This window comes from Plantactinospora sp. WMMB782 (genome assembly GCF_049179135.1).
In the GTDB taxonomy this organism is placed as follows: domain Bacteria; phylum Actinomycetota; class Actinomycetes; order Mycobacteriales; family Micromonosporaceae; genus Plantactinospora.
In genome coordinates, this window is sequence record NZ_JBMHMC010000009.1 from 1 (window position 1) to 9821 (window position 9821).

Sequence of the window (9821 nt, forward strand, 5' to 3'; positions counted from 1 at the left end):
CGAGGTCGACGGGACCCACCTGTTCACCGGCGACTCGCTCTTTCCGGGTGGGGTCGGCAACACCGACCGCGACCCGGTGCGGTTCGGCTCGCTCATCGACGACGTGGAGCACAAGATCTTCGACCGGCTGCCGGACGAGACCTGGTTCTATCCGGGGCACGGCCGGGACAGCACACTCGGCGCCGAACGGCCGTCGCTGCCGGAGTGGCGCGCCCGGGGCTGGTGACCCCGACGGGGCACCTGGGGTGGCGATCGCTGGCGACCGTTGGCGAGCTTGGCTAATGGGTGTAGCTTTTAAGCTATGACAGATACCCGGTATCTCCACCGCCCGGAGGGGCGCATCGCGTACGAGCTGTGGGACGGTGACGGGCCGCTGGTTATCTGCTCCCCGGGGATGGGCGAACTGCGCCAGTCGTACCGGCTGCTGACCCCGAAACTGGTCGCGGCCGGCTACCGGGTCGCGGTGCTGGACATCCGGGGGCACGGCGACAGCGACACCAGCTTCGCCGGGTACGACGACGTGGCGCTCGCCAGCGACATGCTCGCGCTCGCCGACGAACTCGGCGGCCCGGCGTACCTGGTCGGCAACTCGATGGGAGCCGGAGCCGCCGTGATCGCCGCCGCCGACGCCCCGGCGAAGGTACCCGGCCTCGTCCTGCTCGGCCCGTTCGTCCGGCAGCCCGCCGGCGCGGCCGTACTGAACCTGCTCTTCCGGATCATGCTCGTCCGGCCGTGGGGCCCGGCGGCCTTCCTCGGCTACTACCCGAAGTGGGTGCCCGGCACCAAGCCCGAGGGATACCCCGAACACCTCGCCCGGGTCCGCGACAACCTGCTCCGGCCGGGACACTGGCGGGCCTTCGTCCGGACCACCCGCACCTCGCACGAGCCGGCCCGGCAGCGGCTCCCCGAGGTGTCCGCCCCGGCCGTCGTGCTGATGGGTGCCGCCGACGTGGACTGGAAGGACCCGGCGGCCGAGGCGCACTGGATCGGGGAGCAGCTGAGGGCCGAGGTCGTGATGCTGCCCGGCGTGGGCCACTTCCCGCAGGCCCAGGCCCCCGAGGCGGTGGCCGCAGCCGTGAAGCGGCTGGTCGAGCGGGATTCCTGACTCCACTGTGTACGCCTGCCGGCACCGGCTCACCCGGTGCCGGCGGGCAGGCACCGCGGCCCGGAATCCGAAAGTGCCCGGGAAAAGTCGAAAAAGATGTTGCCCGGTCGCAGAGCCGCCCCTACCGTAGTTACCACAGCGATCAACACCGAATCGACAGCGAACGACAGGGAGCATCCGATGTTGTGGCAGAACTCATCGCGAGCGTGGCGGCAACTGCCGTCCGGCTCGACGGGTTGTGCCATCCTCGGGCACCCCGTCCTAGGCAGCGCCGGCGAATGTGCCGAGCTGGGCGGCTGGCGGACGTAACGCGACTGCACTCGCGTCCACGCCGCCCTCCCAGACCCGGGACCGGGCGGCGTTTCTCTTACCGTGCGCGTTTCTTCGGCACGGATGTTTCCCTGCCCCGCAAGTCTCTTTCACCGTGCACGATTCCGCACAGGGGTGTGGCGCAACTGGCAGCGCAGCGGCCTCCAAATCCGAAGGTTGCAGGTTCGAGTCCTGTCGCCCCTGCTTCTCCCCGGTCCCGACCGGCGGACACGGCACCAACTTGAGAACTCCACAGTGGATGGCATTACCGATGCCCGGCCGGCGCCGCACCACCGCGCCGGCCGGGCGGATCCGGGGCGAGGGAGACGGCTGACCCGCCTGTTTTGGGTACAGGAGAAACCGAGTTCGATTCTCGGGTCCCGGACGGAACCAGGGGTTGTGGACACCCCGCTCGGACCGTTGGAGTAGTGGTATCTCGCCAGGCTCTCAACCTGGAAGAGGCCGGTTCGATTCCGGCACGGTCTACGGAACCGCGCCCGTTCTCCGGGCCCGGTCGGCACCATCCGCTCCGGTAGCCCAACGGCAGGAGGCAGCGCGCTCAAGACGCGCACAGTGTGCGTTCGAATCGCACCCGGAGCATTTCCCGTGCGGCTGTAGCGCAGTTGGCAGCGCGCCACCTTGCCATGGTGGAGGTCCCGGGTTCGAATCCCGGTAGCCGCTCTCGAACACTTCCAGAGTTCCGTGACGTCGACGAGAGAAGGAGGTATCCGGTGGACGTCCTGGTCATCAACGCCGACCTCGGCCCGCTCCACCGGGTCAGTCTCCGGCACGCCGTACGGATGCTGGTCCGGCGGGTCGCCGAGGTGCACGAGGCCGTACCGGACCGGCTGATCGGGGTGTACCCGGTGCCGACCGTCGTCCGGCTGGTCAGGTACGTCGTCACCAGGTGGCGGTTCAGCTCGGGGCCGGCCTGGTCCCGGTCGGGCGTGCTCACCCGGGACGGACGCCGGTGCGGTTACTGCGGCGGCCACGCCAGCACCGTCGACCACATCCTGCCCCGCTCCCGCGGTGGCCGGAACACCTGGACCAACACCGTCGCGTCCTGCGACGGCTGCAATCAGCGCAAGGCGGACCGCACCCCTGCCGAGGCGGGCATGGAACTGCGGTCGGCGGCGACGGTCCCGAGTTGGGCCGCGCTGACCCGGCGCTGACGGCCGGCCGGCGGATTCTCCCCCGCCGGCCGCCTTTTCCGGATCGTCCAACGGCAGGACACCTGATTCTGGCTCAGGCGATCGAGGTTCGAATCCTCGTCCGGAAGCGCGATGCCCTCGTGGCCCAATTGGCAGAGGCACCAGGTCGAGAGCCTGGTCACGTGCGCGTTCGAGTCGCGCCGAGGGCACTTCGGGGTGGGTGCTGGTGCACAGCGTTGCCTTGCAAGCTCCGCGTGCGCGGTTCGATCCCGCGTCACTCCATGCCCGGGTAGCCCAACGGAAGAGGCCGCCGGCTCAGAACCGGTGTGTTGCAGGTTCGACTCCTGCTCCGGGTACTGCCGTTTCAAGCCCTTGTAGCTCAGTGGACAGAGCGCCTGGCTACGAACCAGGAAGTCGGAAGTTCGAATCCTCCCAGGGGCACGACATCGGGACGTGGCGCAGCTTGGCAGCGCGCCGCACTGGGGGTGCGGAGGCCGTCGGTTCGAATCCGGCCGTCCCGACTTCGACAGGGTCGCCGCAGCCGACGACGACGACTATCGTCTGCCCGACGAGACCGAGAGGATCATGGTGCCGAACCCCACCGAACTGCACAAGGTCAACGCGCTGGTGCAGGGCTTCAAGCCGCAGGCCAAGCGTGAGCTGACCGACGCGCACCGGCGTACCCAGAAGGCGCCGCCGCTGTCCGGGATCTCCCGGACCTACCAGCCGTTCGCCGACGACATCCGGGAGCAGTTGCCGCCGGAGTCGACCCGGGTGCAGTACACCGTCCAGGAGGTGCTCGACGAGGTCGCCTCGACCATGGGTCGGCTCTTCGACCTTCAGTTCATGCAGGACACCGGGAACGCCAGCGCAAAGGCCGACGTGCTGGTCGAGGGGCGGACGCTGATCAGCCAGGCACCGGTCACCTATCTGCTCTTCCTGGAGAAGCAGCTCGTCGACCTGCGTACCTTCGTCGACGGGCTGGCCACCCTGGACGCGGCGGAACGGTGGGAGTTCGACCCCGACCGGGGCTGCTACGCGAGTACGCCGAGCCAGACGCAGAAGATGCGCAAGGTGCACCGCAACCACGTCAAGGCGGAGGCCACCGAGAAGCACCCGGCGCAGGTCGAGGTCTACACCGAGGACGTACCGGTGGGCATCTGGACCACGGTGAAGCTCTCCGGCGCGCTGCCGGCGGAGCGGGTGAAACTGCTGCGCGGCCGGGTCGACAGGCTGCTGGAGGCGGTGAAGGTGGCCCGCGAGGAGGCGAACAGCAGCACCGTCGAGGAGCGCACCGTCGGCGACGAGGTGTTCGGCTACCTGTTCGGGTAGCCTCCCAGACACCCCCGTGGAGCGGGGGGTGGCGCGACGAGCGCCGAGACTGAGGCTGATCTGTCAGGCTCATCGAAGGCGACGGTTCCAGTGGAGGTTCAAGTCCTCCCCTCGGCACTCCGGGCCGAGGTAGCCCAACTGGCAGAGGCAGACCGGCGCCGAGCAGGCTGAGACTATCGCTCCAGACTCAGCACCCCCACCCATCGCCAGACCTACCGACCACGACAATCTCGACGAGATGCTGGTTCGAGTCCAGTCTGCCGCTCTCCCTGCGGCGGTCGCTTAATGGCAAAGCACGTCGACCGCAGACTGATCGTGGAGCTTAAACGCCGCTGGCGTGCGAACGGGTGGAATTCGAGGGCCCCCGGGGCAGGGCATACCCCGGGGGTCCGCCAACTCTTGACGAGCCCGCCTGGCGGCGGGACGTCCTCGCGCCGCTAGCTCATTGGCCAGAGCAACGCACTCTTAATGCGTGGGTTCGGGGTTCGAGTCCCCGGCGGCGTACTCGCGGGGTAGCGCAGTGGTAGCGCGGCGGCCTCATAAGCCGCAGGTCCCGGGTTCGACTCCCGGTCCCGCTCCCGTTCCGGTAGCTCAGTCGGAAGAGCATCGCGTCGACATCGCGAAGGTCGCTGGTTCGAGTCCAGCCCGGAACACGTACTAGTCCAGCCCGGAACACGTACCGGTCCCGCCGGTCGGCCGAGCGGGTGCGCCGACGTCGGAGAGTCGGGCCTGTCTGTAAAACAGGTGCCTCGCGCGCAGGAGGTTCGAATCCTCCCACCCGCACGCCCGGCCTCGTCTCGTCCCCGGTGGGGCGCCCCGCCTGCAACGCGGGTGATGCGGGTTCGACTCCCGGCGAGGTCTCGATGCCATCCACTGTGGATGCCATGGGCGCGGGCGTCGGCTGCTCGGCCGCCACTCATTCTGGCGGTGTGCCCGGTTCGACACCGGGGCCCATGACTCGCCGGCCGGCGGTGGTTGTGGTGACGGGGGAACGCCGGCCGGCCCCGACCGCCCGGCCACGGCTCGGCCACGGCTCGGCTCGGCTCGGCTCGGAACCGGGAACCGGGAACCGGGTCAGGATCGCGGAGCCCGACCCGCCCGCCAGGCCCGTACGCCGAGGACGCCGACGGTGGTGCCGATCGCCAGGGACGCCGCGATCAGCAGCGCGTGCACCCAGAGGAAGCTCGTCGGGCTGCCCTGCCCGATCTCCCCGGTCGACCAGGCCCGGGCATCGTTCCAGATGGCGACGGCGAACCGGGGCCAGATCACCCAGGTCCAGACGCCGACCAGGACCAGGAAGCCGGCCCAACGCCGCGACAACACCATGGCAGCCCAGTATGCCAGCCGCGGCCTGTGCCCCCGGGTGGTGCCGGCCGGCGGCCCCAGCCGGCCGGCACCACCCGTCCCCCCGGTCCCCCACAAGCCGCCCGGCCGGCCTCGGCCCCCCGGTCTGCTCCCTGCGCCCCGGCCAGCCCTGCCCCGGTACAGCTCTGCCCGGTAGAGCCCTGCCCCGGTCAGCCCTGCACGGTCGAGCCGAGTCGGCGGCGCACCCCCAGCAGGACGAGCCCGCCGAGGACCATCCCGACACCCACCGTGCCGAGCAGCGCGAACGACTCCCCCGGCAGCAGCCCGCCGACCGAGCGGGCCAGGATGGCCAGCAGCATGTAGAGGCCGGCCCAGAGCACCGCGCCGATCGCCGCGAAACCCAGGAACCGCCGGTACGACATCCGCAGCCCACCCGCGGCCAGCGGCAGCACGGCGTTCAGTACCGGCAGGAACGGTGCCACCATCACCATCCGGCCCCCGCCGCTGCCGAGGATCCGCTCGGCGGCCACCCAGCGTGCCTCCCCGATCCACCCCCCGGTCCGGCTGCGCCGCAACCGGGCACCGAACCGCCGGCCGGCGAAGAAGGTGAGCGACCAGCCGCCGAGACAGCCGATGATCACCGCCAGGAACGCCCCCAGACTGGCCGGCCTGCCGACCCCCACCGCGGCCAGTACCGCCACGTCACCTGGCACGAGTACGCCGAGCAGCGGTATCGCGTCCAGCAGCATGACCCCGCCGAGCACCGTCAGGAAGATCCACGACGGCAGTTCCCCCACCTGAACCAGCCAGTCCGCCACGTCAGGAACGTTACGGAGGTGGCGGCATCCGGACATCCGGGGCGAGCCCTGGTTGGCGGCACCGGCGACCCTGAGCCGGTCTAGGGGTGACTCCGCCGTCCGGCGTAGGCCGACGGACGACCCCCGCTCGCCGACGGACGTCTCCGCCTGCCGAGGGTCGACCGCGACCGCCCGGAGGTCGACCCGACCCGCCGCAGGTGGCCGCCGACCGGAACGGAGGTTGGTACGACTCCCGACTTCCGCCCGCACCGGCTATCCCGGGCGGCTACTGTCGGTGGCGTACAGGGCGGGCCACGCACCAGGCGCGCCGCTAAGGAGACACCCATGGCAACCGGAACCGTCAAGTGGTTCAACTCGGAAAAGGGCTTCGGCTTCATCGAGCAGGACGGCGGAGGACCGGACGTGTTCGTCCACTACTCCGCGATCGCGTCGTCCGGCTACCGCGAGCTGAACGAGGGACAGAAGGTCGAGTTCGACGTCACCCAGGGCGAGAAGGGTCCACAGGCGGCTAACGTCCAGCCGCGCTGACCAGCTCGGAGCGCCCCGGGCGGGCCGGTCCGGCCGGCTCCTCCGGCAGGTCACGACGCTTGCGCAGGGGACCGACCAGCAGGATCAGCCCGGTCAGCGCCAGACCGCCGGTGAGTACCCACATGGCCGGGCGGAGGCCGAGTGCCGTACCGAGGGCGCCGGCGAGCACCGCGCCGAGCGGCATGGTGCCGAGGTTGACCACCTGCATGGTCACGATGACCCGGCCGAGCAGCTGGTGCGGCACGTACGCCTGCCGGAAGCCGGCCTTGATCACGTTCCCGGCCACCACTCCGGCACCGATCACCACCCCGGCCAGCACCACCAGTCCGAGCCGGGCTCCGGGGGCGGTCAGCGGGATCAGCAGGGCGAACGGTTCCGCACCGAGGGCGCAGAGCAGCAGCGCGCGGGCACTGCCGAGGCGCCGGGACAGCGCGGTGGCGACGGCGGCTCCGACCACCCCGCCGGCGCTCATCACGGCGACCAGCGCGCCGACCGTGCCCGGCCCCAGCCCGACCTCGCGGACCAGGAAGACGACCAGGATCGCCTGGTAGCCGACCAGCCCGAGGTTGCTGACGGCACCCCAGACGGTGAGTACCCGCAGGTAGGGGTCGCGGACGGTGAAGCGTACCCCCTCGGCGATCTGCGGACCGAGACCCGCGTCCGGCGCGGCGGCCCGGGGTGGCTCCGGGCGCCGGATCGACAGCAGGCAGGCGGCCGAGCCGAGGAAGCCGAACACGTTCACCACCAGTGCGGCCGCCGCACCGAACAGGTTGGCCAGCAGGCCGGCGGCACCCGGACCGGCCACCTGGGCCACCGCCTCGGTCCCCTGGAGCTTCGCGTTCCCCTCGGCCAGGTCGGCCCGGTCCAGCAGGGTGGGCAGGTAGACCTGGTACGCGGTCTTGAAGAAGACGCTCACCGTGCCGCCGGCCAGCGCGACGGCCAGCAGGTGCCCGACGCCGAGTACGCCGAGCCAGCCGGCGACCGGCACGCTGGCGAAGAGCAGCGCGGCGACCAGGTCGCAGGTCACCATCACGGGCCGGCAGCGCAGCCGGTCCACCAGGGCGCCGGCCGGCAGTCCGACCAGCAGCCAGGGCAGCCAGGCGGCGGCGGTCAGCAGCGCCACCTGGAAGGTGCTGGCACCGAGGGTGGCGACCGCCACCAGCGGCAGTGCCACGCTGGTGACGCTGGCCCCGAAGGTGCTGCCGCCCTGGCCGATCCAGAGCAGCCTGAAGTCTCGTTGCCGGAGCAGGCTCATCTTCTCTCCTCGTCCGCTGGCCCGCTGGCCGCGCTCGGCCCGCACCGGGGCGGGCGAAGCGGCGGGCGCAGGGGTCGGCTGGGTCAGGGTTGGGCCGGGACGCCGTAGGCGAAGAAGAAGACGGGTTCGCGGTGCTGCCCGTCGTCCGGCAGCTCCCGGTCGCCCCAGCGGGAGAGCAGGGCGAGCAGCTCGGTCTCGAACTCGACCAGCTCGTCCGGGGTGAACCGCAGCCAGCGGTCGGTGGAGAAGGGCGCCTCCCCCCAGGCGGCCCGCTGCTCCTCCCCGCTGGCGTGCCAGTCCCGCACCAGGCCGACCTGGCGGTCGAGGTTCAGCGAGACGGCCGCCTGCTGCACGGCCTCGCTGGCCGGGTCGTCGGCGAAGTCGGCGGTGGACCAACGCAGGCCGGACGAGACCAGCCGCCACCAGCGCTCCCGGCGGTCCCGGGCCAGCTCCGGCGCCTCCGCCACCAGGTCGGCGGCGGCGAGCACCCTGAGGTGGTGGCTGACGTTCGCCACCGCCTGTCCGGTGCGTTCGGCAAGCGTGCTGACGGTGGCCGGACCGTAGACCTTCAACACGTCCATCAGACGGCGGCGTAGCGGATGGGACATCGCGGCCAGCACCCGGGAGTCGGTGACCTGGCGGATCTCTCGCTTCATGCACTCAGACTCGCACACGCAACAGCAGTTGCGCAAGAGATGTTGTGCAATAGTGGTTGCGGGCTTCTGGCGGTCCCGCCGGGAGACTTCGACGGCCGCCGGGACAGATCGACGGCAGAGCTGGTTCGGCTGATAGCGGAAGCGCTCGGCACATCCGACCGAGCCGATCTACCGTGACGTCATGCAGAAGATCGCCCTGGTCGTCGGCGCCACCGGCCAGGTCGGCCGGGCCACGGTCCGCGCCCTGGTGGCCGACGGCTGGCACGTCCGGGCCGCCGCCCGGGGCCTGCGGGCCGGCGCACCCTGGCCGCCGGACTGGAACGTCGAACTGGTGCCGCTGGACCGCGAGGACGACGCCGGGCTGGCGGTCGCGGTCGGCGCCGGCTGCGACGTCCTGGTCGACACCGTGGCGTACGACGCCAGGCACGCCCGCCAACTGCTCCGGCTCGCCGACCGGGTCGGTTCGGCAGTGGTCGTCTCCAGCGCCGGGGTCTACCTCGACGACGAGGGCCGGGGGTTCGGTGCCGAAGGGGTCCGGTTCCCGGTGCCGATCGCCGAGACCCAACCGACCGTGGCACCCTCGGAACCGGACCCCGCCCCCGACTCGGAGCGCGACCCCGATCCGGACACGGACACGGACCCGGGATCCGGGGCGGGTGCGGACACCTACGCGGCCGGCAAGGCGGCCCTGGAACGGGAACTGCTCGCCGCCGGGGCGGTGCTGCCGACCTCGCTGCTGCGGGCCGGTGCGATCCACGGGCCGCACACCGTGCACCCGCGCGAGTGGCACTTCGTCAAACGCGCCCTGGACAACCGCCCGGTACGGGTGCTGGCGTACGCCGGGCAGAGCCGGTTCCACCCGGTCTGCACCGCCAACCTGGCCGAACTGATCCGGCTCTGCGCCGCCGAGCCCGGTGCCCGGGTACTCAACGCGGGCGACCCGGAGCCGCCGACCGTACGCGAGATCGGTGCCGCCGTGCACGCGGCGCTGGACCACGACGCGGAGGACGTACTGATCGACGGCCCGTCCCCGGCACCGCCGGTGGGCATGACCCCGTGGTCGACGCAGCACCCGGTGGTGCTGGACATGGGCCTGGCGCACCGGCAGCTCGGCTACCGGCCGGTGACCAGCTATCTCGACTCGCTGCCGGAGACCGTACGGTGGCTTGTGGACGCCGCGCACGGCCGGGACTGGCGGACCGTCTTCCCCGATCTCGCCCAGAACTACCGCACCGACTACTTCGACTACCTCGCCGAGGACGCCTGGCTACGCCGCCGCAGTCACTGAGCCGCCGAGCCAGCCACTGCGCTCAAGGGCCGCTGAGCCAGCCACTGAGCTGACGGGCCGCTGAGCCGCGCAGC

10 protein-coding genes and 14 tRNA genes are annotated in these 9821 nt (G+C 71.4%); 20 read left to right on the top strand and 4 right to left on the bottom strand.

Going from position 1 to position 9821, the window contains the following annotated elements:
- The 18 genes from ACN28A_RS38860 to ACN28A_RS38945 form a co-directional block, all read left to right on the top strand.
- On the top strand, positions 1 to 226 hold a 226-nt coding region (locus ACN28A_RS38860), incomplete at its 5' end, for an MBL fold metallo-hydrolase (RefSeq protein ID WP_421404919.1).
- Between the two features lie 75 nt (positions 227 to 301).
- Positions 302 to 1105, top strand: a complete 804-nt coding sequence (locus ACN28A_RS38865) for an alpha/beta fold hydrolase (protein ID WP_421391642.1) — start codon at positions 302 to 304, stop codon at positions 1103 to 1105.
- A gap of 440 nt (positions 1106 to 1545) precedes the next feature.
- Positions 1546 to 1618, top strand: a tRNA-Trp gene (locus ACN28A_RS38870).
- A 210-nt stretch (positions 1619 to 1828) separates the two neighbouring features.
- Positions 1829 to 1900 (top strand) — tRNA-Glu (locus ACN28A_RS38875).
- A gap of 40 nt (positions 1901 to 1940) precedes the next feature.
- Positions 1941 to 2014 (top strand) — tRNA-Leu (locus tag ACN28A_RS38880).
- Positions 2015 to 2022: 8 nt separating this feature from the next.
- A tRNA-Gly gene (locus ACN28A_RS38885) sits at positions 2023 to 2095 on the top strand.
- A 50-nt stretch (positions 2096 to 2145) separates the two neighbouring features.
- Complete coding sequence (locus ACN28A_RS38890) at positions 2146 to 2586, top strand: HNH endonuclease (protein ID WP_421391644.1); 441 nt, start codon at positions 2146 to 2148, stop codon at positions 2584 to 2586.
- Between the two features lie 36 nt (positions 2587 to 2622).
- A tRNA-Gln gene (locus tag ACN28A_RS38895) sits at positions 2623 to 2693 on the top strand.
- Between the two features lie 6 nt (positions 2694 to 2699).
- Positions 2700 to 2774: transfer RNA gene (locus tag ACN28A_RS38900), tRNA-Leu, on the top strand.
- 74 nt (positions 2775 to 2848) lie between these two features.
- Positions 2849 to 2921: transfer RNA gene (locus tag ACN28A_RS38905), tRNA-Leu, on the top strand.
- A gap of 12 nt (positions 2922 to 2933) precedes the next feature.
- A tRNA-Arg gene (locus ACN28A_RS38910) sits at positions 2934 to 3006 on the top strand.
- A 6-nt stretch (positions 3007 to 3012) separates the two neighbouring features.
- Positions 3013 to 3086: transfer RNA gene (locus ACN28A_RS38915), tRNA-Pro, on the top strand.
- A 64-nt stretch (positions 3087 to 3150) separates the two neighbouring features.
- The gene (locus tag ACN28A_RS38920; protein WP_421391645.1) at positions 3151 to 3897 is read left to right on the top strand and encodes a hypothetical protein; all 747 of its coding nucleotides are present in this window, start codon (positions 3151 to 3153) and stop codon (positions 3895 to 3897) included.
- Positions 3898 to 4328: 431 nt separating this feature from the next.
- Positions 4329 to 4401, top strand: a tRNA-Lys gene (locus ACN28A_RS38925).
- A gap of 2 nt (positions 4402 to 4403) precedes the next feature.
- Positions 4404 to 4475: transfer RNA gene (locus ACN28A_RS38930), tRNA-Met, on the top strand.
- 2 nt (positions 4476 to 4477) lie between these two features.
- Positions 4478 to 4550: transfer RNA gene (locus ACN28A_RS38935), tRNA-Val, on the top strand.
- Between the two features lie 47 nt (positions 4551 to 4597).
- Positions 4598 to 4680 (top strand) — tRNA-Tyr (locus ACN28A_RS38940).
- 5 nt (positions 4681 to 4685) lie between these two features.
- Positions 4686 to 4758 (top strand) — tRNA-Cys (locus tag ACN28A_RS38945).
- 213 nt (positions 4759 to 4971) lie between these two features.
- On the opposite strand, the gene ACN28A_RS38950 is transcribed toward ACN28A_RS38945, so the two are convergent.
- Together ACN28A_RS38950 and ACN28A_RS38955 are read right to left on the bottom strand one after the other, a co-directional pair.
- The gene (locus ACN28A_RS38950) at positions 4972 to 5223 is read right to left on the bottom strand and encodes an SCO4848 family membrane protein (protein ID WP_421391647.1); all 252 of its coding nucleotides are present in this window, start codon (positions 5221 to 5223) and stop codon (positions 4972 to 4974) included.
- A gap of 188 nt (positions 5224 to 5411) precedes the next feature.
- Complete coding sequence (locus tag ACN28A_RS38955) at positions 5412 to 6020, bottom strand: DedA family protein (protein WP_421391649.1); 609 nt, start codon at positions 6018 to 6020, stop codon at positions 5412 to 5414.
- Between the two features lie 324 nt (positions 6021 to 6344).
- Between ACN28A_RS38955 and ACN28A_RS38960 the strand changes: the two genes are divergently transcribed.
- Positions 6345 to 6548, top strand: a complete 204-nt coding sequence (locus ACN28A_RS38960; protein WP_278063023.1) for a cold-shock protein — start codon at positions 6345 to 6347, stop codon at positions 6546 to 6548.
- Here ACN28A_RS38960 and ACN28A_RS38965 read toward each other — a convergent pair.
- Together ACN28A_RS38965 and ACN28A_RS38970 are read right to left on the bottom strand one after the other, a co-directional pair.
- Positions 6529 to 7803, bottom strand: coding sequence for an MFS transporter (locus ACN28A_RS38965; RefSeq protein WP_421391650.1), 1275 nt, complete (start codon positions 7801 to 7803; stop codon positions 6529 to 6531). The genes ACN28A_RS38960 and ACN28A_RS38965 overlap by 20 nt on opposite strands.
- Positions 7804 to 7886: 83 nt before the next feature.
- Positions 7887 to 8459 (bottom strand): ArsR/SmtB family transcription factor, encoded by a 573-nt coding sequence (locus ACN28A_RS38970; RefSeq protein WP_421391651.1) that lies wholly within the window; start codon positions 8457 to 8459, stop codon positions 7887 to 7889.
- Between the two features lie 181 nt (positions 8460 to 8640).
- On the opposite strand from ACN28A_RS38970, the gene ACN28A_RS38975 reads away from it, so the two are divergent.
- Positions 8641 to 9747, top strand: coding sequence for an NAD-dependent epimerase/dehydratase family protein (locus ACN28A_RS38975; RefSeq protein ID WP_421391654.1), 1107 nt, complete (start codon positions 8641 to 8643; stop codon positions 9745 to 9747).
- Positions 9748 to 9821: the final 74 nt, after the last annotated feature.